Source organism: Achromobacter sp. MYb9 (assembly GCF_002975275.1).
In the GTDB taxonomy this organism is placed as follows: domain Bacteria; phylum Pseudomonadota; class Gammaproteobacteria; order Burkholderiales; family Burkholderiaceae_B; genus Achromobacter.
Genome location: NZ_PCOQ01000001.1, coordinates 131437 through 154160 on the forward strand (window position 1 = coordinate 131437; position 22724 = coordinate 154160).

The window sequence follows — 22724 nt, forward strand, 5'->3', positions numbered from 1 at the left end:
CCTCCTGCCGCTTAGAAACCGGCGGCCGCGCCCAGCCACATCAGTCCGGGGATGATTGCGCCCCAAGCCAACACCATCACCACGTCAATCACCATGGCCTTCATGGTGACCTGAGACGTAACGGGTTCAACCGTGGCGTTGCCCAGGCTGCGTTCGCGCACGACGACGGCCGTGGGCGTGCTGACGACAACCGGCGCCGCGGGGCGGCCCGTTGCCACCGGCGCCGGGGCGGGGACCACCCCGTGGCTGGCGGCGCCCTCTTCCGCCGGCGCGGGCGGGAACGGCCAACGGGCGGGCATGGAGCCAGGACGCGCACGATGACGCGGCTGGGCGTCGACCGATGGAGTCCAGGGCATCGCCAAGCCCACCAGCTTGGCGCATACCGCCCGGGCGCGATGCGCGCTGCGGCGCAACGGGTTGAGCGTAACGGCAAGCTCGTCCGACAAAACGGAAATATCAGCGGTGTTCATAGGAACTCCTTGGAGAAAGATTCCAGGCCGCGGCGGGCACCGCGGCGTCGACCGGCAATCAGTCGAACAATGACAACTGGCCTGCCGCCATTGCGCGCAGTTGGCGCGCACCGCGGCCCACTGCGCCGCTGACCGCGGGCAATCCATCAGAAAAAGGGACCCCTGAAGACGCTTGCGCGCCAACCGGGGATAGGAAATCGGAAGAAGACGCGGCGGAAGAAGACGCGGCGGAAGAGGACGCGACGGACGCGCCAGCCTCGGCCGCGGCGAACAGCGACGGCGTCGCGTTCGAGCCCAGCGGCGGCTGGAAGCGTTCGCAATCCAGGGCAAGACGATGACGGTTCAGGCCCAGCTTGCGGGTCGCCACGGCGAAACGTTGGCGCAGCAGATCTGCCCAGATGCCGGTGCCGCGCATGCGCGACCCGAAATTTGGATCGTTGCGGCGGCCATTGCGCAGGTCTTCAATGCGGTGCAACACGCGCTGGGCGCGATCGGGGAAATGGGCGTTAAGCCAGTCCTCGAACAGGGTCTTGACCTCCCAGGGCAGGCGCAAGACGGTGTAGCTGGCGTAATGCGCGCCGGCTGCCTTGGATTCCTGGAGGATATGTTCCATGGAGTCGTCGTTGATGAACGGAATGACCGGCGCCACCAACACGCCCACCGGCACGCCCGCTTCAGTCAGCGTGCGTACCGTTTCCAGCCGGCGCCAGGGGGCGGCAGCCCGGGGTTCCAGCGTGCGGGCCATGCCGGCATCCAGCGTGGTGATGCTCATGTAGACCACCACGAGCTTTTGCTCGGCCAGCGCCGCCAACAGGTCCACGTCGCGGGCGACCAGCGCGTTTTTCGTGACGATCGTGACCGGATGCCGGGTTTCCAGCATGAGCTCGAGCATGCCCCGGGTGAGCCGCCAGTCGCGTTCGATGGGCTGGTAGGCGTCCGTGGCGGAGCCGATGTTGATGGGAGACGGCTTGTAACCGGGGCGGCTGAGTTCGGCTCGCAGCGCCTGCACGGCATTCGCCTTGGCGACCAGCCGGGTTTCGAAGTCGAGCCCGGGGGACAGCCCCAGGTAGGAATGCGTGGGCCGGGCGTAGCAGTAGACGCAGCCATGTTCGCAGCCCCGGTACGGGTTGACGGCCACGTCGAAAGGAATGTCGGGCGAATCGTTGCGCGACAGCATCTTGCGCGCTTCTTCGGCCGTGACGGTGGTCTTGGGTGCGGCAGGCGCCACGCGCGAATCGGGCAGGATCGGAATGACCCGCTCGCGGGAGGGCGTATCAGCAGGAAATTCGGAGGGGAATTCGGAGGAAAACTCGGCGGGGAATTCGGGGACGGAATCTACGTAGTCGGCCGGCAGGCCGGAAGTGGACCAGCCGTCATCGACCTGCACGCGGTCATCGCGTTGAAAGCGATGCCGAACATTAGTAACCGCACCCCGACCGCGCAAGGCGGCGGGGGCGGCAGCCGGGGACCCAGAACCGGCGGGAAAAGAATGATCGGTGCGTGCCATAAAAACTACTGTACAAAAACACAGTGGTTTTGACAAGCACCAAAAGCCTTTTCGTAAGACAACCCCACTTTACCGCAAGACGAGAGCCCCGTCTGAACAAATCGATTTCACCAGGCGATATGGGCCGGAGAGCCGCGCCAGCATTGGATTTGGAAGAAAAACAACAGCAAAATAGAGCCTCAAGAGCCGTTGTTTTCCAGCCCACCCTCGGGCTCAGCGCAGCATGCCCGCCGCCGCGGTCTGATGCGTGGCTTCGTCGATCAGGATGAAGGCGCCGGTCGCCGGCACATCGGCATAACGATCAACCGCCAGCGCTTCGCGCGTGGTGAACGTCACGCGTCCGATATCGTTCATGCGCAAGGTGCCTTCGGTGTTTTCGACTTCCTGCAACTCGTGGATGTCGCGATGCGAGAGCACGGCGCGGATCTTCGCCGACGTCAGGCGCGTGCCAGACTTCAGCAGATATTTACGCGCGGGATTCAACGCCTGCGCATCCAGCCAGCACAGCTCGGCTTCGAACTCGCGCGTTACCTGCGCAGGCGCGGACGAGTGCACGATCACGTCGCCGCGCGACACGTCCACATCGCGGTCCAGCACCAGCGTGACCGAATCCCCCGCCACCGCTTCATCCTGCAGGCGGTCGAAGACGCGCACTTCACGCACCACCGCCGTGACGCCCGAGGGTTGCACGGTGACCGCATCACCCGCGCGCAGCACGCCGCTGGCCACGCGGCCCGCATAGCCGCGGAAGTCTTCCTTGCGGTCCCCATCGTGGCGCGCCACCCATTGCACGGGGAAGCGCAGCGGCAGCGCGCGGCCGTCGCTGGCCAGGTCCAGCGACTCCAACAGCGCCAGCAGCGGCTGCCCTTCGTACCACGGCGTTTTGGGCGATAGCGTGACAACGTTGTCGCCATTCAGGGCCGACAGCGGCAGCGCGTCGAAATGCGCAATGCCCAGCTTGCCCGCCAGGTCGGCATAGGCGTCGCGGATGCGCTCGAACACGGCGCGGTCCCAGTCCACGAGGTCCATCTTGTTCACCGCCACCACGATGTGGCGAATGCCCAGCAGGCGGGCGATGGTGCTGTGGCGCTTGGTCTGCGCCAGCAGCTTGCCGTCCGCGGCGCGCGTGGCGTCGATCAGGATGACGGCGACATCCGCCGTCGATGCGCCCGTGACCATGTTGCGCGTGTACTGTTCGTGCCCCGGCGCGTCGGCGATGATGAATTTGCGCGCCGGCGTGGAGAAGTAGCGGTAGGCCACGTCGATGGTGATGCCCTGCTCCCGCTCGGCTTCCAGCCCGTCGGTCAGCAGTGAGAAGTCGATCCCGTCGCCGGCCACGCGCTTGTGCTTGGCGCGCGAGATCGCGTCCAGCTGGTCGGCGAATACGCCCTTGCTGTCATACAGCAGGCGGCCGATCAGCGTGGATTTGCCGTCATCGACGGAACCCGCCGTGATCAGGCGCAGCACGCCGTTGCCGGCGCCGGAAAGAAAAGAGTCGTTCAGTGCGTTCATGTGCGTCCCCTGCCGCCGGCCGCAGCCGGCGTATCCTGCATTCAGAAATAGCCTTCCTTCTTGCGGCGCTCCATCGAGGCCTCGGAAGTCTGGTCGTCCATGCGCGTGGCGCCGCGCTCGGTGATGTCGGTCACCGCAGTCTCGGCGATGATGGCGATGGTGTCCGTGGCGTCGGACGCCACCGGGCAGGTGCAAGAGATATCTCCCACCGTGCGAAAACGCACGGGCAGGCGTTCAACCTGCTCGCCGTCCTGCGGCGGCGTCAGGCGCGTGACCGGCACCAACAGGCCCTTGCGGCGGACCACTTCGCGTTCATGGCTGAAATAGATGGACGGCAACGCCAGCTGTTCGCGCTGGATGTATTGCCAGACGTCCAGTTCGGTCCAGTTCGAGATCGGGAAGACGCGCATGTTCTCGCCCCGGTGCACGCGGGTGTTGAACAGGTTCCAGAGTTCCGGACGCTGCGCCTTGGGGTCCCATTGGCCGAACTCATCGCGGAACGAAAAGATGCGTTCCTTGGCGCGCGCCTTTTCCTCGTCGCGCCGGGCGCCGCCGATGCAGGCGTCGAACCCGAACTCCTCGATCGCCTCCAGCAAGGTCACGGCCTGGGCCGCGTTGCGGGAATCGGTTTCGCGCCGCAGCACCACGCTGCCGCGCTTGATCGAGTCTTCCACGCTGCGCACGATCAGCGTCTCGCCCAGTTCGGCGGCTCGCTGGTCGCGGAAGGCAATCACCTCATCGAAGTTGTGCCCCGTATCGATATGCATGAGCGGAAACGGGAAGCGTCCTGGCCGGAAGGCCTTTTCGGCCAGGCGCAGCAGCACCACCGAGTCCTTGCCGCCCGAGAACAGCAAGACCGGGTTTTCGCTTTCGGCGGCGACCTCGCGCAAGATGAATATTGCTTCCGATTCCAGCCAATCCAGGTGGCTGCGTTGGATCACAGCAGACATAGGTATTCCCCTAAAACAGATTTCGAATTCATGGTCGGCGTCAGTCGCCGCGCGCCACGACACTGATGACCCGGTTGCCCGCATGCAGGCCGCATTCCTTGGAGTCCGACGACTCCCACCACCAGCGCCCTGCCCGCAGGTCTTCGCCCGGGCGGATCGCGCGCGTACAGGGGTCGCACCCGATCGACGGGTAGCCCTGGTCGTGCAAGGGGTTGTACGGAATGCCCAGGGCGCGGATCACGGCCCAGACGTCTTCTTCGCTCCACTCGGCCAGCGGATTGAACTTGTAGAGGCCGAAAGTAGCGTCGTGTTCTTCCAGCGGCAGTTCGCCGCGCGTCGTGGACTGCTGGCGGCGCTGGCCGGTGATCCACGCGCCGCGTCCGGCCAGCGCGCGCTTGAGCGGTTCGACTTTGCGGATCTGGCAACAGGCCTTGCGCAGGTCGACGCTTTCGTAGAAGGCATAGGCGCCATGCGCCGCCACGTGCGCGTCGACGGCGGTGGCATCGGGCCGGTACACCGTGACGCGGCGCCCGTAGCGCGCGTCCACGGCGTCCAGCACCCCCAGGGTTTCGGCATGCAGCCGGCCGGTATCCAGCGAGAAGACTTCCAGGTCCAGGCCCGAATCGTAGATAGCGTGCGTCAGCACCATGTCCTCGGCCGCCAGCGAGGACGCCAGCGCCGCGTCAGGGTAGCGGCGCTGGACCTCGGCCAACCGGTCGACCAGCTCGCGCCAGCGACGGGCCAGCCCTGCGTCCAGGCTGGCCGGGAGGCTGGTGGAAAGATCAGGAGACAGGGGGGAAAGCGTCGTCATGCCTGCACCGCGAAAATACGCGCGCGGCGGGGACGCGCCAACAGAACCTCGCCGTCGCGCAGGTCCAGCTCCCGGTACAGGTATTCGGGCACCTCCGCTTCGATGATGGTGTCGGAATCTTCGCGGGCCAATTCCAGATAGGCGCTGGGCCCGGCCAGATACGCGTGCGACAGGCGCACCGCGATGCCCTCGCCGCCCGCGCGGTAGCGCTCAATATCGAACTCGTGCGGCCGCACATAGGCGGTAGCGCGCCGGGATTCGGCTTGCGCCAGGCCGGGCGCGGGCAACGACAGGCCGGCGCCTTCCCAGACTTCGCGCGCCGCCACGCCCTGCAACTGGTTTACATCGCCCAGGAAACCGTAGACGAAGGGCGTGGCGGGCTGTTCCCAGACTTCGCGCGGCGTGCCCACCTGCTCGATACGGCCGGCGTTCATCAGCACGACGCGGTCGGCCACTTCAAGCGCCTCTTCCTGATCGTGCGTGACGAACACGCTGGCCACGTTCAATTCGTCGTGCAGCCGGCGCAGCCAACGCCGCAGTTCCTTGCGCACCTTCGCATCCAACGCGCCGAAGGGCTCGTCCAGCAGCAGCACACGCGGCTCGACGGCCAGCGCGCGCGCCAGCGCAATGCGCTGCCGTTGGCCGCCCGACAATTGCGCGGGGTAACGATCCGCCAACCAGTCCAGTTGAACCAGCGTCAAAAGCTCGTGCACTTTGCGCTGGATCTGGTCCTCGGCGGGACGCTGCGACCGGTGCTTGACGCGCAGGCCGAAGGCCACGTTCTCGAACACCGTCATGTGCTTGAACAGCGCATAGTGCTGGAACACGAACCCGACCTGACGCTGGCGCACGTCGACCGAGGTGGCGTCTTCCCCGGCGAACAGCACGTTGCCGGAATCCGGCGCCTCCAGTCCGGCGATGATGCGCAGCAGCGTGGTCTTGCCGCAGCCAGACGGCCCCAGCAGCGCCACCAGCTCGCCCGTTTCGATGTGCAGCGACACGTCGTTCAGCGCGCGGAACTGGCCGAACTGCTTGGATAGATTGCGAACTTCGATACTCATGCTTGTCTCCGTCTGAACCGGCCGCGTCAGGCGACGGCCGGTTTGAGGGTTGCCGACGCCGGACCGGGGTACTCGGCGGGCAGATCGGCCGCGCGCAGGAAGCGCGCGTTGCGCCACTCGACCACGTTCTTGGCCACCAGCGTCACCAGCGCCAGCAACGCCAGCAGCGATGCCACCGCGAATGCCGCGGAATACTGATATTCGTTATAGAGAATCTCTACATGCAGGGTCATCGTGTTGGTCAGCCCCCGTATCTGCCCGGACACCACCGACACCGCCCCGAACTCGCCCATGGCCCGCGCGTTGCACAGGATCGCGCCGTACAGCAGGCCCCACTTGATGTTGGGCAGCGTGACGCGCCAGAAGATCTGCCAGCCATTGGCGCCAAGCGTCAGCGCGGCCTGCTCTTCCTCGCTGCCCTGCGCCTGCATCAGCGGGATCAGTTCGCGCGCCACGAACGGAAAGGTCACGAAAAGCGTGGCCAGGATGATGCCGGGCACGGCGTATACGATCTTGACGTCGTGCTCCTGTAGCCAGCCGCCCAGCCAGCCCTGCGTGCCGAACAGCAGGATGAACACCAGGCCGGCCACGACAGGCGACACCGAAAACGGCAGATCGATCAACGTGATCAGGAACTGCTTGCCCCGGAACTGGAACTTCGTGATGGCCCAGGCGGCGGCTACCCCGAACACCAGGTTCACCGGCAGCGCGATCGCCGCCACCAGCAAGGTCAGCCAAATTGCTGACAGCGCATCGGGTTCGACGATGGCCGCCAGGTACAACTCCCAGCCCTTCTTGAACGCCTCGGCGAACACCGCCGCCAACGGCACCAGCAGAAACAGCGTCAGGAATCCCAAGGCGATGAACAGCAGCACGCCGCGCACCCAGCGCGGCTCGGTCAGATGCGGCGGACGGTCCGATGCGCTCATGCGAGCCTCCCCTGGTTGCGGCGAGCCTGCCAGCCTTGCAGCAGATTGATGATGAACAACAGCGCGAACGACAGCACCAGCATCACCGTCGCGATGGCGGCGGCGCCGGCATAGTCGAACTGTTCGAGTTTGGAAATGATCAGCAGCGGCGTGATCTCGGACACCATGGGCATGTTGCCCGCGATGAAGACCACCGATCCGTATTCGCCCACCGCCCGCGCGAACGCCAGGGCGAAGCCCGTCATCAGCGCAGGCAGGATGGTCGGCAGCAGCACGCGGCGGATGGTTTGCCAGCGGCTGGCGCCCAGGCTGGCGGCGGCCTCCTCGATCTCGCGCTCGACGTCTTCCAGCACGGGCTGCACGGTACGCACCACGAACGGCACGCCGATGAAGATAAGCGCGATCACGATGCCCAGCGGGGTGAACGCCACTTTCAAGTCAAACCATTTTGACAACGGCGCGCCCAGCCAGCCTTTTTCGGAATACAGCGCGGTCAGCGCGATACCGGCCACGGCGGTCGGCAACGCGAACGGCAGGTCGACCAGCGCGTCCAGGATTTTCTTGCCGGGGAAGCGGTACCGCACCAGCACCCACGCCACCACGGTGCCGAACACCAGGTTCACCAGCGCGGCCAGCAACGACGCGCCGAAGGTCAGCTGATACGACGCCAGCACCCGAGGCGCCGTCACGGTGTCCCAGAACCCCTGCCATCCCAGCTCGGCGCTTCTCAAGGGCAGCGCGGCCAGCGGGATCAACACCAGCACACTCAGGTACAGCACCGCGTATCCCATGGAAATGCCGAACCCGGGTAGCACGCCGGGGCTGTTGCGCCGAACGGCAAAAGGCGCTTGCGCGCCGTTTGCCGCCGGGTTCGAGGCTGTAGTCATGACCATCGTCCGCTCGTTGTCCGTTTATTTCTTCTGCGGCAGATAGATCTGATCGAACGTACCGCCGTCGCTGAAGTGGTCCTTCTGCGCCTTGCGCCAGCCGCCGAAGATCTTGTCGTCGATGGTGACGAGCTTGACCTTGGGAAACTTGCTTTCGTACTTGGCGGCCACCGTCTTGTCGATCGGGCGGTAGTAGTTCTTCGCGATGATCTCCTGCGCGGCGGGCGTGTACAGGAATTCCAGGTAGGCCTGCGCCGCGGCACGTGTTCCCTTCTTGTCCACGATCTTGTCCACGATCGCGATCGGCGGCTCGGCCAGGATCGACAGCGACGGCACCACGATGTCGAACTTGTCAGGCCCCAGTTCTTCAAGCGCCAGGAACGCTTCGTTCTCCCAGGCCAGCAGCACATCGCCCACACCGCGCTCGACAAAGGTGGTGGTGGCGCCGCGGGCGCCGGTGTCCAGCACCGGCACGTGCTTGAGCAGGTCGCCCACATAGGCGCGCGCCTTCTCTTCGCTGCCGCCGTTCTTCTCCAGCGCATAGGCCCACGCGGCCAGGTAGTTCCAGCGCGCGCCGCCCGACGTCTTCGGGTTCGGGGTAATGACCTGGACGCCGTCCTTCACCAGGTCGTCCCAGTCCTTGATGGCCTTGGGGTTGCCCTTGCGCACCAGGAAGACAATGGTGGAGGTATAGGGCGAGCTGTTTTGCGGCAGGCGGCTCTGCCAGTTCGCGGGCAGCAGGCCGCGGTCGGCGATGGCGTCGATGTCGTAGGCCAGCGCCAGCGTCACCACGTCGGCTTCCAGGCCGTCGATGACAGAGCGCGCCTGGCGGCCGGAGCCGCCGTGCGATTGGCGGATCGTCAGGTCGACGTTGGCCTTGTCCTTGTATTGCTTGATGAAGGCGTCGTCGATGGCGCGGTACAGCTCGCGCGTCGGGTCGTACGAGACGTTCAGCAGCGTCTGCTTTTGCTGAGCCTGCGCCGGCGCGACCGCCGCCAGCGAAAATGTCACCGCCGCCAACGCGGCCAACCAACCGGCTTTCCCGAAAGACATCCCTTGCTCCCTGTATTTGGCAATATGGAAGCAAGTGTGCTGGCTAGCCATTCTGAACGGAACGAATCATTTTTTGATTGCTCATCGCTCCCAGACATATAGGATCCGTGTCCCAACAATGAAAAACCGCCGCGTTTCCCTATGGAAAGGCGGCGGTTCTGGCGGCGGTGGAACGCCTGCGGAATGCGGAGGCTACCCCCCGGATTCCGAATTTACTTATTCGGCTGGGGCGTAATGCGCAGATACGGACGCACGGCCTTGTAGCCCTTGGGGAATTTCTGCTTGATCACCGCTTCGTCCTGCAAGGACGGCACGATGATCACATCATCGCCGTCTTCCCAGTTGACCGGGGTGGCCACGCTGTGGCTGTCGGTCAATTGCAGCGAATCAATGACACGCAGGATTTCGTTGAAGTTGCGGCCGGTGCTGGCCGGATACGTGATGATCAGGCGCACCTTTTTATTGGGGTCGACGATGAACACCGAACGCACCGTCAGCGTGGCGTTGGCGTTCGGGTGGATCATGTCGTACAGCTCGGACACCTTGCGATCCTTGTCGGCCAGGATCGGGAAGTTGACCTTGGTCGATTGCGTGTCGTTGATGTCCTCGATCCACTTGGAATGGGAATCGGCGCCGTCCACCGACAGCGCCAGCACCTTCACGTTGCGCTTGGCGAATTCGTCCGCCAGCTTGGCGGTGTAGCCGAGTTCGGTCGTGCACACGGGCGTGAAGTCGGCCGGATGCGAAAAGAGCACCCCCCAGCTGTTGCCCAGATACTCGTGGAAGCGGATAGGGCCAGCCGAGGATTCCTGTTCGAAATCAGGGGCGGTATCGCCCAGACGTAGATGACTCATGGTGTCTCCTGTATGCGGATTCAGTGGGGGACCGGCGGCCCGCGACCGCTGCCACCGGGGAAGTCGTTCCATGCGGAGATTACCGCGGGTAAAACGATTCTTCCATCAAACCTTTGGCTGGGGAAATACGCAAGCCATATAACCTTATGCAATATCTGCAGCGGCGCCGCATGCCTCTGCGACCACTCCGGCCCGCACCGCCGCGGACAACGCCAACGCGCGCGGCAGGATGTGCGCGGCATAGAACAATCCCGTCGCGATTTTCGATTTGTGGAACGGGTCGGTGGACCCCGCGGCCAGGTGTTTGCGGCACACCAGCACCGCGCGTGCCATCTGCCAGCCGCCATGCACCACGCCGGCCAGCATCAGATACGGAACGCTGCTGGAGTAGACCGCCCGGATGTTGGCGGCCGACTGCTCCAGGATGAAGCCCACGCCCGCCTCGTACGCCTGGATGGCGCCATCCAGGTTGTCGCGCAGCAGCCGCAGCGCATCGCGTTCCGCTGCGGCGGCGCGCGTGGATTCCGCTTCCACGGCGCGCAGCGTCTCGCGCATGGCGGCGATGGCCGCATAGGCGGTGGCGCCGCCGTCACGCTGCGTCTTGCGGCTGACCAGATCGTTGGCCTGGATCGCGGTGGTGCCTTCATAGATGGGCAGGATGCGGGCGTCGCGGTAGAACTGCGCCGCGCCGGTTTCCTCGATGAATCCCATGCCGCCGTGCACCTGCACGCCCAGTGACGCAACCTCTACCGCGGTCTCGGTCGAGAAGCCCTTCACGATCGGCACCATGTATTCGTAGAACGCGCGGTTGCGCGAACGCTGTTCGGGATCGGGATGGTGCGTGCCCTTGTCGTGCGCCGCCGCCGTCACGTAGGACACCGCGCGGGCGGCCTCCGTCAACGATTTCATGGTCAGCAGCATGCGTTGCACATCGGGATGCCGCACAATCGCCACCGGCCCCGCCGACCCTTCCACCGCGCGTCCCTGCACGCGTTCGCGCGCATACGCCAGCGCATGCTGGTAGGCGCGTTCGGACACGCCGATGCCTTGCTGCCCCACGGCATAGCGCGCGGCGTTCATCATGATGAACATGTATTCCAGGCCACGGTTCAATTCACCGACCAGATAGCCCACGGCGCCCTCGCCCACTTCGCCCTTGCCGGCGCCGTACAGCAGCACCGCCGTGGGGCTGCCGTGGATACCCAACTTGTGCTCCAGCGAGGCGCACCAGACATCATTGCGCTTGCCCAGGCTGCCGTCGGGCTCGACCATGAACTTCGGCACGATGAAAAGCGAAATCCCCTTCACGCCCGCTGGCGCGTCCGGGGTGCGAGCCAGCACCAGATGGATGATGTTCTCGGCCAGGTCGTGCTCGCCATAGGTAATGAAGATCTTCTGGCCCGACAGGCGGAAGCTGCCGTCGTCCTGCCGGACGGCGCGCGTGGCGACCTGGGCCAGGTCCGACCCGGCCTGCGGCTCGGTCAGGTTCATGGTGCCGGTCCACTTGCCGCTGATCAGGTTGGGGACGTATTGCTTGCGCTGCGCCTCCGACCCCACGGTCAGCACGGCTTCGATCACGCCGTCCGTCAACATCGGGCATAAAGAGAAGGCCAGACTGGCCGCCTGGATGTTCTCTCCGGGCGCCGCGGCGACCAGTTTGGGCAGGCCTTGCCCGCCCCATGCCTGCGGATGCTGCAAGCCTTGCCAGCCCCCCGCCGCATAATCCTTGAAACCCTGGGCGTAGCCCGGCGTGGTCGTTACCTGCCCATCCTTCCAGACCGGCGGCTGCGTGTCACCGGGCACGTTCAAGGGGGCCACCGCCTGCTCCACGAAGCGCCCGTTCTCTTCCAGGATGGCGTCCACGAGGTCGGGCGTGACGTCACCGAATCCGGGAAGTTTCAGGATATCGTCCAGTCCGGCCAGTTCCTTCAGGGCGAAGCGGAAGTCCTGCAGCGGGGTTACGTAAGGCATGGTGTCTCCGTGTGCAACGGACCCCGAGGCGCGGAGCGCCTCGGGGTCGGATGCGTTTCTTGATACGCGCGTCTGATTGCGCGCGTCGGGATGCGTCAAGCGCCGCATCATCCGGCGGATAGCCGGACGGGCGCTAACTCAGATGGTACGCCAATGACACAATGATCGGCCCCAGCACCGGCAGCAGCACATTGGCAATGGCATAGGTCACGGTGTAACCCAATAGCGGCACGGAGCTGCCGCTGGCCCCCAAGATAGCGCTGATCGCGGGCGTGCTGACGTGCTGCCCGGCAATGGCGCCCACCAGCAGCGGCCCCTCGATCTTCAGGATCTTGTGGCCCACCCACAGCGACAGGCAGGCCGGCCCTAGCGACACCAGCAGCCCGATCAGGGGTAGCACGGCGCCGTGTTCGCGGATCAGCGAAATGGCCTCGGGCCCCGCGGACAAGCCCACGCAGGCCACGAATACCGCCAGGCCCAGATCTTTCAGCAGTTGCACCGCATGGTCCGGCATATGGCCGATGGCGGGCCGCTTGGCATTGATCCAGCCGCAGACCAGGCCGCTGACCAGGGCGCCGCCCCCGCTGCCCAGCGACACCGGAATGCCCCACAAGCGGGCGCTCAGGGCACCGATCATCAGGCCAACAAGGATGCCGAACGCCAGGAACACCAGATCGGTCACGCCGCTGCGGCGCAATTCGTTGCCCAACGCGGCGCCGGCTTGTGACAACTCCGGTTCGGTGCCCACCAAGGTCACCAGATCGCCGTATTGAACGACGGTAGCCGGCGTCAGGGGCAGCACATGGCCGGACCGCACGATGGATTGAACGAACACGCCGCGCGCGCGCCGGGCGCCGGGCCGTTTGCCCAATTCGGCCAGGGTGTGCCCGTTGATCGCCTTCTTGCTGACGATGATGGCCAGTTCACTCAGTTGCAGGTCCTCCGCATGCGCTTCAGGCAACTGGATTTCAGGGCCGACCACTGAACCGGCGCGCAACGCGAAGCGGCGCAGACCCAGCACCACCACGATGTCGCCCGTGGCCAGGATGTCTTCCGGCGTGGCGTCGACCGCCTCGCCGTTGCGCAGGATGCGGCTGATCACCGTCCGCCCGCCCAATTGCGCCTCGACGTCGGCCACGCTCATGCCGTTGGCGTCCTTCACCACATGGGCACGCCCCACCAGCCTTGGCAACGTGGGCAGATTGATGTCTTCCTCGTCGCCCGACGCCACGCCCAGCTTTTCCTCCAAGGCCTTGGAGGCCTCGCGCAGATTGATGCGCAACAGCGCTGGCGCGACTTGGCTGGTGAAGAAGACGATGCTGATCAGTCCCACCAGATAGGTCAGCGTGTAGGCCGTGGCGATGTTGGCCTCCATGCGCTGCACCTCGGCATCCGGCAGTCCCAGGTGCTTGAGCGCCTCGGCAGCCGTGCCCACCACGGCGGATTCCGTGGCCGCCCCCGCCGCCAGGCCAGCCGCCGTGCCGGCGTCCAGGCCGAACAGGGGCACGGCCGCCAGCACGATCGTCAGCACCAACAGGGCCTCGATGATCGGCAGCACGATGTAGCGCAGGCTGGACCGATTGAGGTTGGCGAAGAACTGCGGGCCACCGGAGTAGCCCATGGCAAAAATGAACAAAGCGAACGCAACCTCTTTCAGGTCGCCACGCATCTGGCAACCCGTCTGGCCGATCAGCAAGGCGACGATGAGCGTTCCGCACACCCCACCCAGCTGGATCGGCCCGACCTTCAGTTTGCCGATCAGATATCCCAAACCCACCGTGACGAACAACACCGCGATGGGGACGTTATTGAAAAATCCGACCGAGCACGTCATAGCTCATCTCGCGTGTGGTTGCCTACTTGCGGGCGGTGGCCTTCTTGGCGGATTTGGCCGCCGTGTCCGCTTGCTTGACCGCTTTCTTCACGGCTTTCTTCACCGCCGTCTTGGCGACCTTCTTCGTGGCCGTCTTTGCCACGCGCTTGGCCGCGCCCGCTTTCACCGTCTGGCCCTTGCCGGCAGTCGGACCCGAACGCACCAGTTCGGACGCCTTCCATGCCTCGACGTATTCGGTCGCGCACTCCACCATGTACTTGCCGATCTTGGCGTAATCGGCATCGTCAAGGTTGGCCAGCGAGATGCGGATGGACCACGGCGGGCCGCCGAAGCCGCCGCCATCCATCAAGACCACACCGGATTTTTCGGCCAGGCGGAACAGGAAGTCCACCGGCTCGTAGTTCGATGTCATGTACTTGCAGAAGGCGTCGCCATACATGACCTTGGCCCACACCATGAAGTCCAGCTCCACGTAATACCAGGCGCGCATGGGATCTTCCGGCGGCAACGGAATACCCAGGCCGCTCCACAGCGAGTCGCGGCGCGCACGCACGATCTGCATCGTCAGGTGCTTGTAGGCGTCTTTCAGATCCAGCAGGTGAGACAGCGCAAAAAAGCACATCTGCACCTGCTGCGGCAAGGACAGGCCGGCCGTGTGGTTCAGCGCCACGTTGCGGCTGTCAGCCACCATGCGGTCGATGAACTTCAGCTTTTCGGGCTCCATCGTCATGGCGCCGTAGCGCTTGTTCAGACGCTGCTTCCACGCCGCGGGCAGTTCGGCGATGCGCCGGTCCATGGTGTTTTTCTCGTGCGTGGCGATCACGCCCAGACGCCAGCCCGTGCAACCGAAGTTCTTGGAAAAGGAATAGACGCAGATGGTGTTGTGCGGCACTTCGGCCATCAACGAGCGGAAGTTCGGCACGAAGGTGCCGTACACATCGTCCGTGACCAGCACCAGATCGGGATTCTTGCGGATCAAGCGCACGATCTGCTTCATCTCGACCGGGCTGAACGCAACCGACGGCGGATTGCTGGGGTTCACCGTCACGGCGAGCTTGATCTTCGGATTCTCCAGCTTGGCGATTTCGGAGGCGGGATAGTGCCAGTCGTGCGTGCCGTCGGCCCGCAGGCTGCTGGCGTTGATGGCGACGATCTTGAACTGGAAACGCTCAAGGTGCGCGATTTCGATATACGGCGTGAAGGTCGGCAGGAACAGCGCAATCGTGTCGCCCTGCTTCAACAGGCCGTTCTGCATCATCGAATCGAAGATGTAGCACATGGCGGCGGTGCCGCCTTCAACCGGGAACAAATCGAACTTGCCCTTGGGCGGCCGGCCATCGCACATTTCCTTGATCAGGTAGTCATGCACGATCTGTTCGGTATGCACCAGCGCGCGCGGCGGCACGGGATAGTTGTCCCCGATGATGCTGTCGCTCAGTTCGTGGATCCATTCATCCGGATCGAAACCCTTGATCTTGACGCCGTATTCAAGCACTCCCACCAGGAAGTCGTAGCCCTCCTCGCCCTTGTGCTTGGACAGGAATTTACGCAAGCGGTCGGCGCAACCTTTCTTTGCCGGCATGCCCGCCAGGATGGCATCGTCGCGCACGCGGCGCGCCTCTTTCATGGCGAACTGGCCCATCAGGAAGAAGGCGTCGCGCGGCTCGGTGGCGATCCAGTTCGGGTTGCCCCGGCCCGCGTTCAACATGGTCAAGGCGGCCGTCTGCTGATTTTCCTTGGCCAACGTAATCAGATAATCCTTCAGTTCAAACGGCGACAGCTGTTCAAGGTCGCGTTGACGCGAGCGGGTCGTCTTCAGGGTGGAAGCCAAACTGACGGTGAGAGGCGCGGTGGAAGCCATTATTCAGTACTCCTGGGTTGCGTATTGACAATCGCTGGCAGGGGCGGCGCGAGCGGGCACGCCCGCAGCCCCGAGGTGCTGCCCGCAAGCCTGAAGCAGGCTTGCGGGGCGTCCCACTAGGTCATCAGCATGACAATGACAATGCCCCAGATGATGAGCAGGGTATTGCCGATTGCATAGGGCACCGTGTAGCCCAGGGCGGGCACCTGGCTCTTGGCCGTCTCGGTGATCTGGCCGATCGCAGCCGTCGTGGTGCGGGCACCAGCGCAAACGCCCAGCACGATGGCAGGATGGAATTTGAAGACATATCGGGCGATGAACACGCCCAGGATCATTGGCACGCTGGTGGCAATGATGCCGGCCACGAACAGCTTGGCGCCCAATTGCTGGAAGCCCTGCACGAAGCCCGGCCCGGACGTGATGCCGACCACCGCCACGAACGCCGTCAGCCCCACCGACGTCAGGAACCAATGCACCGGTTCCGGCACGCGGCCGAAGGTGGGATGCACGGACCGCAGATAACCGAAAATCAGGCCCGATATCAGCGCGCCGCCAGAAGTCGACAAGGTGATGGGAACGCCGCTGACCGTCAGCACCAGCGAACCGAACAGCCCGCCCAGCAAAATACCGAAGCCGACGAACACCATGTCGGTCTGCTCGGTCGCGCGGTCCACATATCCCAGCTTGCCCACGACGCGCTCAACGTCACGCTTGGCGCCCAGCACAAACAAGCGGTCGCCGCGGTCCAGCTTCAACCCCCAATTGACCGGCATCTCGTGGCCGCCGCGCACAACCTTGCGCAGGAACACGCCTCGTCCCAGCTGACGCACGGTTTCGTTTTCGGCCAGTTCCTTAAGCGTCTTGCCGGCCACGTTCTTGTTGGTCAGCACCACCTCGACGATCTCCGCGGGCAGGTTGATGACGTCCTTATCCTCGACTTCATTGCCGATGATGCCGCCTGCCTGCAAGACCAGTGCGTCGTGGCGCCCCGTCACGCCCAGCACGTCGCCCGCCTGCAGCACCGTGCTGGAGTCGTTATCGATGATCTGGTCGCCCCGGCGGATACGCTCCACAAACACGCGAGCGTCGACGAAGCGCGCTTCCAGATCGCCCACCGTCTTGCCCACCAGGTCGGTGTGATCCAGCTTATAGGCGCGCGCCGTGAACTTGCGGTAGCCGGACAGTTCCATGGAATCGCTGCCGCCGGACATCTTGGCTTCGTATTCCTTGCACTCTTTGACGATGTCCACGCCCATCAGCTTGGGGCCCAGCGAGGCCAGCAACCAGGCGCTGCCGACCGTGCCGAAGATGTAGCAGACCGCGTAGGCCACCGGGATGCTGTCGATCCACTTCTTCTTGGTCGCGGCATCCACGCCCAGGCCGTTGATCGTGTCCGTCGCCACGCCCATCACCGCTGAAATGGTTTGCGCACCGGCCAGCAATCCCGCTCCGGTACCGGCGTCAAATCCGAATCCGACGGCGGTGGCCCAGGTGACCAGCAAGCAGATAACGCAGATGATGACTGCGAATATGACCTGGGGAAGGCCATCGCTTTTCATGCCGCGGAAGAATTGTGGTCCGACGCCGTAGCCTAGACCGAAGAGGAAGAGCAGGAAGAACACCTGCTTGAGAATCGGGGCGATGGTGATGTCGAGTTGCCCGACCAGCACGCCCACCAGCAAAGTACCTGTTACCGCGCCTAGATTAAAACCGAAGATCTTTTTGGCGCCGATCCAATAACCCAATCCCAGGGTCAGGAAGATCGCTAATTCTGGGTACTTCCGCAATGTGTCAAAGAACCATTCCATCCCGAATCTCCTTCGTTCTGTACAGGTCGAGCACGTGCGCGAACAATCCTGCTGCGCGCGGAACACATTATCAGAATCTTTCAGAAAATCAAAAGAAATACTAAAGCCATGACAAATGGATGCAGATTATCCGGTCAAAAAAAAACCGCAGGCGGATGCCTGCGGTTTTTGATATCGCACGACCGGGCGTTTTACAACGCGCTGGTCAGTTCAGGCACGACCTGGAACAAATCACCCACCAGGCCATAATCCGCCACCCCGAAAATCGGGGCTTCGGCATCTTTATTGATGGCGACGATAACCTTGGAATCCTTCATGCCGGCCAAGTGCTGGATGGCGCCGGAAATACCGACGGCCACGTACAACTGCGGCGCAACAATTTTGCCGGTCTGGCCAACCTGCCAGTCGTTCGGGGCATAACCGGCATCAACGGCGGCGCGCGACGCACCCAATGCCGCGCCCAGCTTGTCGGCCAGCGGATCCAGGATCTTGAAGTTCTCGGCGCTGCCCAACCCACGGCCGCCCGACACCACCACGCGAGCGCCAGCCAGTTCGGGGCGATCGCTCTTGGCGACTTCGCGGCCCACGAACGTGGACAGGCCCGAATCAGCCACGGCAGCCACGTCTTCCACGGCCGCCGAACCCCCTTGCGCGGCGACGGCATCAAAGCCCGTCGTGCGCACGGTGATGACCTTCACGGCGTCGGCCGATTGCACGGTGGCAATGGCGTTGCCCGCGTAGATGGGGCGCAGGAACGTGTCGGCGGATTCCACGCCGATGATGTCGGAAATCTGCGCGACGTCGAGCTTGGCGGCTACGCGCGGCGCCACGTTCTTGCCCGACGCAGTGGCGGGGAACAGGATGTGGCTGTAGTTGGAAGCCACGGCCAGCACCTGCGCCGCGACGTTTTCCGCCAGGCCGTCGGCCAATTGCGGCGCATCGGCCAGCAAGACCTTGGCCACGCCTGCGGCGGCGGCAGCCTGGTCGGCCACGGCGCGCGCGTTGGCGCCGGCCACCAGCACGTGCACGTCGCCTCCGATCTTGGCGGCGGCGGCGACGGCGTTCAGGGTTGCGCCCTTCAACTGGGCGTTATCGTGTTCGGCAATAACCAGCGTCGTCATGTTCAGACCACCTTCGCTTCGTTCTTGAGTTTGTCCACCAGGGCTGCAACGTCCGCCACCTTGATGCCGGCCTTGCGGGCGGGCGGTTCGCTGACTTTCAGCGTCTTCAGGCGCGGAGCCGCATCAACGCCCAATTCTTCGGGCGTGACGGTGTCCAACTGCTTCTTCTTGGCCTTCATGATGTTCGGCAGCGTGACGTAACGCGGCTCGTTCAGGCGCAAGTCGGTGGTGACGATCGCCGGCAGCTTCAGCGTCAGCGTTTCCAGGCCGCCGTCCACTTCGCGCGTGACGGTGACCTTGCCATCAGCCAGTTCGACCTTGCTGGCGAACGTGGCTTGCGGCCAGTCCAGCAGCGCGGCCAACATCTGACCGGTCTGGTTGGCGTCGTCGTCGATGGCTTGCTTGCCCAGGATCACTAGTTGCGGCTGTTCCTTGTCGACCAGCGCCTTCAACAGCTTGGCGACGGCCAGCGGCTGCAGCTCGGCGTCGGTCTGGACCAGCACGCCGCGGTCGGCGCCGATGGCCATGGCGGTGCGCAGCGTCTCCTGGCATTGCGCAACGCCGCAAGAAACCGCCACGACTTCAGCGACGGCACCCTTTTCCTTCAGGCGGGTCGCTTCTTCGACGGCGATTTCGTCAAAGGGGTTCATGGACATCTTCACATTGGCGATATCCACGCCAGTCTGATCCGACTTGACTCGCACCTTGACGTTGTAGTCAACGACGCGCTTGACAGGTACCAACACCTTCATCCCGCTGCCTCCAAATGGAAATAATGACCCGGCGATGCGCCAGGATCGCATTGCACAATTTTTTCCTGATTCTACAGCTTCGCCAGCGCTCGTATATGCGCAACCACGCTGCGGCCCAAGGCCGACAAGTTGTAACCGCCCTCCAGCGTGCTGACGATCCGTCCCTGGCAGTGGCGCTCCGCCACGTCCACAAGCTGCTCGGTCATCCAGGCGTAGTCCGCCTCGACCAGTCCCATCTGGCCCATGTCGTCTTCCCGGTGCGCGTCGAAACCGGCCGACACCAGGATCAGTTCGGGGCGATGGGCCTCCAGCCGGGGCAGCCACGTGTCCGTCACGATCGCCTTGACCGCGGCGCCCGTCGTGTAAGCAGCCACGGGAACGTTCAACATGTTGGCGGCCGGGTGTTCCGTGCCGCTGTTTGGAAAGAAAGGGTGCTGGAAAAAGCTGCACATCAGCACGCGATCATCGCCCGCGAACACATCTTCGGTGCCATTGCCGTGATGCACGTCGAAGTCCACGATGGCCACGCGCGACAAACCGTGGAAATCCAGCGCATGGCGCGCCGCGATCGCCACATTGTTCAGAAAGCAGAATCCCATCGCTTGCGAGCGGCAGGCATGGTGCCCGGGCGGACGGACCGCGCAGAAGGCCGTGCGCGCCTCGCCGCCCATCACCGCATCCACCGCCGCCACGCCCGCGCCAGCCGCATATAGCGCGGCCTCGTAGGTGTGGGGATTCATCAGGGTGTCCGGATCTATCGGGTAATACCCTTGGTCCGGCGTATGTTCGCGCAAACTGTCCAGGTACTGGACAGTGTGCACGCGCAACAGGTCGTGACGCGACGCCTGAGGCGCCTGCCTGTCATCCAGATAGGGCATCAAGCCGCTGGCCAGAAGCTGGTCGGAAATGGCGTCCAGCCTCTGCGGGCTTTCGGGATGCCAACTGCCCATTTCATGCAAGCGGCATGCCGGGTGGGTAAGATACATGGTCTCCATAAGGAAGATTATGTTCATCTGTCGGCGATTACTGCAACTCGGAGCGCTCTCCGCCCTGTTGGCGGGCTGCTCCACCACCGCTCCCACTGCCCCGAATTCCCTTGCCACCCCATCCGTGGCCGCCTCTGGCAACACCGCCATTCGCATCGGACCTAGTACGCCGACACCAGGCTCCGAACTGCCGGACGACGCGCCCGCCACGCTGACCGCCACCGGCGCGTTGCGGCCGGAAGTGCGTACATTCGTGGAAGAACTGGCCGCCGAACGCAACCTGCCGCTGGACCCCATGGTGAAGGCGCTGGAGAGCTCGCGCTACAACGCCACCGTGTCGCGCCTGATTGCGCCCGCCCCACCCGGCAAGAAAATCTGGCGCAGCTGGCTGACGTACCGCTCGCGCTTTGTCGAGCCCAAGCGCATCGGCTGGGGCGTGGATTTCTACAACGAAAACCGCGACCTGCTTAATCAGGCCGCACAGCGTTTCGGTGTGCCCGCGCCCATCATCGCGTCGATCATCGGTGTCGAAACGCTGTATGGCCGCAACATGGGCAATTTCAGGGTGCTGGATGCGCTGGCCACCCTGGCCTTTGACTACCCCGATCCCAACAAGCCTGAACGCGCAACGATGTTCCGCGGCCAGTTGGGCGACTTCCTGACGCTAGTCATGAAAGACAAGCTGGAACTGGAAACGCGCGGCTCATACGCCGGCGCCATCGGCATGCCGCAGTTCATGCCGACCAGCATCATGCATTACGCGGTGGACGGCGACGACAACGGCCATATCGACCTGACGAACAACACCCAGGACGCCATCATGTCGGTTGGCAGCTTCCTGGCGCAGCACGGCTGGCAACGCGGCCTGCCCGTGTTCGCGCCGGTGATGCTGCCGGCCGATCCGACGGCGCTTGTTGATGGCGGCCTGGAACCCAAGCAAAGCTGGAGCACGTTGTCGGCCGCGGGCGCGCGCCTACAACCGGGCGCTTCCGTGACTGGCTGGGGCAGCCAGCCGCTGGGCGTGGTCGACTTGGTGGAAGAAGCGCGCGGCACGGCGCAGTACCGCGTGGGCACGCCCAACTTCTTTGCGCTGACGAAATACAACCGCAGCTATTTCTACGCCACGTCGGTCGCTGACCTGGCTGCTGAGATTGAAGCTCGCGTGAACCGCTGATCTTCTTGTCAGAAAAAAGCGGCGCCTGGGCGTGAGTCCAGGCGCCGCTTTTTCATAAGTACCGCCGAACGCCCCGGGCCGCCTCGCCCATGTTGGCCAACGGCCTCACACGGTGGCCACCGGCGTGACGGGCGAGCCCACCGCGCCCGGCAGATTCAGAGGCGGGGCTGTCAGCAAAAACCGGCTGCGGCCATTGGCTTGCAACCAGCGCGCAAGCTCGCCCAAATACCACATCTCGCCAATCGGCATGCCCAATTTGAAGATGCAATGATGATGCAGCGGCAACGCGGCGCAGCAGGCGTTGGGCTTTTGCGTGGGGTAGATCTCCAGCGCATGGTTGTCGGATGCCATCGCCGCCACTTTCGAATCCGAAATCCATTGCAGCAGCTTCTCATCGCTGCCATCCAGGCCGGCGCAAATCTCGTGCAGCGTATGCGTATCCGGCTCGCGGTTCTTCTCCAGCAAGGCGTCGCCGAACTCGGTATGGAACAGGACGATATCGCCCCGCTCGATCTCGATCCGGTCGCTTTCCAGAATACGCATCAGATCGTCATAGCCGACGGATTTCTGCGCCCGCCCGAAATGCCTGGCCAAGTCGATCATCACACCGCGGCTTTGCAAGCACGATTCAGCCAACTGAGTGATATCCAGTTTCTTCGCATTTGACGCCACCCCCTGCCCCAGATCGGTCTTGGCAAAACCGTTGTCTACGTCGTAGTCCACCGGGCCGATCACGTGATCATTGGGCCGGTAGCCGTTGTAGTAGACGCGTTCAGGCAGGCCATCGCCATTCGCATCGAACAACGCGCCTACATGCGCCAGGGAATCCCACTGCGTCGAGTACTGCAGGCTCATTTCAACAATATCGTCGCTCAGCACGTCCACGCACCCCGGACGCAGGCGCCCCAGCGGGAAATTCATGTACTGATCGCCGTCCCGCTCAGTTGGACGCAGCTTGGGCGGAAGACGCCTGACATTCACGCCGTTGCCGCCGGGATAGTCCAGCGGCAGCGACAGGCAGAAGCTCAGGCCCTGGCGAACTTCGCCTATGCCCATCAACACGTTCTCGGGAGTGATGTAATTCAGGCAACCGCGCTGATCGTCGGGCCCGAAGTCTCCCCAGTTCGATCCTTCGGGACGGTTCTTCCATCTCATGCGTCGCAACTCCTTGGCGTTGAAAGCG

19 protein-coding genes are annotated in these 22724 nt (G+C 64.0%); 1 reads left to right on the forward strand and 18 read right to left on the reverse strand.

All coding sequences use genetic code 11. From position 1 onward, the window contains the following. Positions 1–11 precede the first annotated feature (11 nt). From CQ050_RS00665 to CQ050_RS00745, 17 genes are all read right to left on the reverse strand, one after another. Positions 12–470 (reverse strand): hypothetical protein, encoded by a 459-nt coding sequence (locus CQ050_RS00665; RefSeq protein WP_105554944.1) that lies wholly within the window; start codon positions 468–470, stop codon positions 12–14. A gap of 58 nt (positions 471–528) precedes the next feature. Then, positions 529–1977 carry a PA0069 family radical SAM protein gene (locus CQ050_RS00670; protein ID WP_105554945.1) on the reverse strand — a complete coding sequence of 483 codons (1449 nt, stop codon included), beginning with the start codon at positions 1975–1977 and terminating at the stop codon, positions 529–531. A 213-nt stretch (positions 1978–2190) separates the two neighbouring features. Beyond that, the gene (locus CQ050_RS00675; RefSeq protein WP_105554946.1) at positions 2191–3489 is read right to left on the reverse strand and encodes a sulfate adenylyltransferase subunit 1; all 1299 of its coding nucleotides are present in this window, start codon (positions 3487–3489) and stop codon (positions 2191–2193) included. 41 nt (positions 3490–3530) lie between these two features. Next, positions 3531–4439, reverse strand: coding sequence for a sulfate adenylyltransferase subunit CysD (gene cysD, locus CQ050_RS00680; protein WP_105554947.1), 909 nt, complete (start codon positions 4437–4439; stop codon positions 3531–3533). 40 nt (positions 4440–4479) lie between these two features. Next, positions 4480–5250 (reverse strand): phosphoadenylyl-sulfate reductase, encoded by a 771-nt coding sequence (locus CQ050_RS00685; protein WP_233213768.1) that lies wholly within the window; start codon positions 5248–5250, stop codon positions 4480–4482. Continuing rightward, positions 5247–6311, reverse strand: a complete 1065-nt coding sequence (locus tag CQ050_RS00690) for a sulfate/molybdate ABC transporter ATP-binding protein (protein ID WP_105554948.1) — start codon at positions 6309–6311, stop codon at positions 5247–5249. Before CQ050_RS00690 ends, CQ050_RS00685 begins: the two co-directional genes overlap by 4 nt. A gap of 26 nt (positions 6312–6337) precedes the next feature. Beyond that, a complete protein-coding gene (gene cysW, locus CQ050_RS00695; RefSeq protein ID WP_105554949.1) occupies positions 6338–7240 on the reverse strand; it encodes a sulfate ABC transporter permease subunit CysW in 903 nt (300 codons plus the stop codon). Then, positions 7237–8127 carry a sulfate ABC transporter permease subunit CysT gene (cysT, locus tag CQ050_RS00700; protein ID WP_369868202.1) on the reverse strand — a complete coding sequence of 297 codons (891 nt, stop codon included), beginning with the start codon at positions 8125–8127 and terminating at the stop codon, positions 7237–7239. The genes cysW and cysT overlap by 4 nt, the downstream gene beginning before the upstream one ends. Positions 8128–8151: 24 nt before the next feature. Next, positions 8152–9180, reverse strand: a complete 1029-nt coding sequence (locus CQ050_RS00705; protein WP_105554950.1) for a sulfate ABC transporter substrate-binding protein — start codon at positions 9178–9180, stop codon at positions 8152–8154. Positions 9181–9392: 212 nt separating this feature from the next. Continuing rightward, positions 9393–10034 (reverse strand): peroxiredoxin, encoded by a 642-nt coding sequence (locus CQ050_RS00710; protein WP_105554951.1) that lies wholly within the window; start codon positions 10032–10034, stop codon positions 9393–9395. Positions 10035–10178: 144 nt separating this feature from the next. Next, positions 10179–12005 (reverse strand): acyl-CoA dehydrogenase, encoded by a 1827-nt coding sequence (locus CQ050_RS00715; protein ID WP_105554952.1) that lies wholly within the window; start codon positions 12003–12005, stop codon positions 10179–10181. Positions 12006–12138: 133 nt separating this feature from the next. Beyond that, the gene (gene aspT / locus CQ050_RS00720) at positions 12139–13839 is read right to left on the reverse strand and encodes an aspartate-alanine antiporter (protein WP_105554953.1); all 1701 of its coding nucleotides are present in this window, start codon (positions 13837–13839) and stop codon (positions 12139–12141) included. A 22-nt stretch (positions 13840–13861) separates the two neighbouring features. Further along, positions 13862–15700: a bifunctional aspartate transaminase/aspartate 4-decarboxylase gene (locus tag CQ050_RS00725; protein ID WP_105554954.1), complete on the reverse strand. Its 1839-nt coding sequence runs from the start codon at positions 15698–15700 to the stop codon at positions 13862–13864. A gap of 116 nt (positions 15701–15816) precedes the next feature. Next, positions 15817–17508 (reverse strand): aspartate-alanine antiporter, encoded by a 1692-nt coding sequence (aspT, locus tag CQ050_RS00730; RefSeq protein WP_105554955.1) that lies wholly within the window; start codon positions 17506–17508, stop codon positions 15817–15819. A gap of 191 nt (positions 17509–17699) precedes the next feature. After that, positions 17700–18629: an electron transfer flavoprotein subunit alpha/FixB family protein gene (locus CQ050_RS00735; RefSeq protein ID WP_105554956.1), complete on the reverse strand. Its 930-nt coding sequence runs from the start codon at positions 18627–18629 to the stop codon at positions 17700–17702. Between the two features lie 2 nt (positions 18630–18631). Then, on the reverse strand, positions 18632–19381 hold the full coding sequence (locus CQ050_RS00740) for an electron transfer flavoprotein subunit beta/FixA family protein (protein ID WP_013392406.1): 750 nt from the start codon (positions 19379–19381) through the stop codon (positions 18632–18634). Between the two features lie 71 nt (positions 19382–19452). Further along, a complete protein-coding gene (locus tag CQ050_RS00745) occupies positions 19453–20376 on the reverse strand; it encodes a histone deacetylase family protein (protein WP_199196702.1) in 924 nt (307 codons plus the stop codon). Positions 20377–20386: 10 nt separating this feature from the next. On the opposite strand from CQ050_RS00745, the gene mltB reads away from it, so the two are divergent. Next, positions 20387–21541, forward strand: coding sequence for a lytic murein transglycosylase B (gene mltB, locus CQ050_RS00750; RefSeq protein WP_105554958.1), 1155 nt, complete (start codon positions 20387–20389; stop codon positions 21539–21541). A 105-nt stretch (positions 21542–21646) separates the two neighbouring features. On the opposite strand, the gene CQ050_RS00755 is transcribed toward mltB, so the two are convergent. Next, the gene (locus CQ050_RS00755) at positions 21647–22696 is read right to left on the reverse strand and encodes a cyclase family protein (RefSeq protein ID WP_105554959.1); all 1050 of its coding nucleotides are present in this window, start codon (positions 22694–22696) and stop codon (positions 21647–21649) included. Between the last annotated feature and the right edge of the window lie 28 nt (positions 22697–22724).

Excerpts from the sequence above, each read along its gene's own strand:
- CQ050_RS00665 (WP_105554944.1), bottom strand. The coding sequence starts at position 470 with ATGAACACCGCTGATATTTCCGTTTTGTCGGACGAGCTTGCCGTTACG.
- CQ050_RS00670 (WP_105554945.1), bottom strand. The coding sequence starts at position 1,977 with ATGGCACGCACCGATCATTCTTTTCCCGCCGGTTCTGGGTCCCCGGCT.
- CQ050_RS00675 (WP_105554946.1), bottom strand. The coding sequence starts at position 3,489 with ATGAACGCACTGAACGACTCTTTTCTTTCCGGCGCCGGCAACGGCGTG.
- cysD (WP_105554947.1), bottom strand. The coding sequence starts at position 4,439 with ATGTCTGCTGTGATCCAACGCAGCCACCTGGATTGGCTGGAATCGGAA.
- CQ050_RS00685 (WP_233213768.1), bottom strand. The coding sequence starts at position 5,250 with ATGACGACGCTTTCCCCCCTGTCTCCTGATCTTTCCACCAGCCTCCCG.
- CQ050_RS00690 (WP_105554948.1), bottom strand. The coding sequence starts at position 6,311 with ATGAGTATCGAAGTTCGCAATCTATCCAAGCAGTTCGGCCAGTTCCGC.
- cysW (WP_105554949.1), bottom strand. The coding sequence starts at position 7,240 with ATGAGCGCATCGGACCGTCCGCCGCATCTGACCGAGCCGCGCTGGGTG.
- cysT (WP_369868202.1), bottom strand. The coding sequence starts at position 8,127 with ATGACTACAGCCTCGAACCCGGCGGCAAACGGCGCGCAAGCGCCTTTT.
- CQ050_RS00705 (WP_105554950.1), bottom strand. The coding sequence starts at position 9,180 with ATGTCTTTCGGGAAAGCCGGTTGGTTGGCCGCGTTGGCGGCGGTGACA.
- CQ050_RS00710 (WP_105554951.1), bottom strand. The coding sequence starts at position 10,034 with ATGAGTCATCTACGTCTGGGCGATACCGCCCCTGATTTCGAACAGGAA.
- CQ050_RS00715 (WP_105554952.1), bottom strand. The coding sequence starts at position 12,005 with ATGCCTTACGTAACCCCGCTGCAGGACTTCCGCTTCGCCCTGAAGGAA.
- aspT (WP_105554953.1), bottom strand. The coding sequence starts at position 13,839 with ATGACGTGCTCGGTCGGATTTTTCAATAACGTCCCCATCGCGGTGTTG.
- CQ050_RS00725 (WP_105554954.1), bottom strand. The coding sequence starts at position 15,700 with ATGGCTTCCACCGCGCCTCTCACCGTCAGTTTGGCTTCCACCCTGAAG.
- aspT (WP_105554955.1), bottom strand. The coding sequence starts at position 17,508 with ATGGAATGGTTCTTTGACACATTGCGGAAGTACCCAGAATTAGCGATC.
- CQ050_RS00735 (WP_105554956.1), bottom strand. The coding sequence starts at position 18,629 with ATGACGACGCTGGTTATTGCCGAACACGATAACGCCCAGTTGAAGGGC.
- CQ050_RS00740 (WP_013392406.1), bottom strand. The coding sequence starts at position 19,381 with ATGAAGGTGTTGGTACCTGTCAAGCGCGTCGTTGACTACAACGTCAAG.
- CQ050_RS00745 (WP_199196702.1), bottom strand. The coding sequence starts at position 20,376 with ATGGAGACCATGTATCTTACCCACCCGGCATGCCGCTTGCATGAAATG.
- mltB (WP_105554958.1), top strand. The coding sequence starts at position 20,387 with ATGTTCATCTGTCGGCGATTACTGCAACTCGGAGCGCTCTCCGCCCTG.
- CQ050_RS00755 (WP_105554959.1), bottom strand. The coding sequence starts at position 22,696 with ATGAGATGGAAGAACCGTCCCGAAGGATCGAACTGGGGAGACTTCGGG.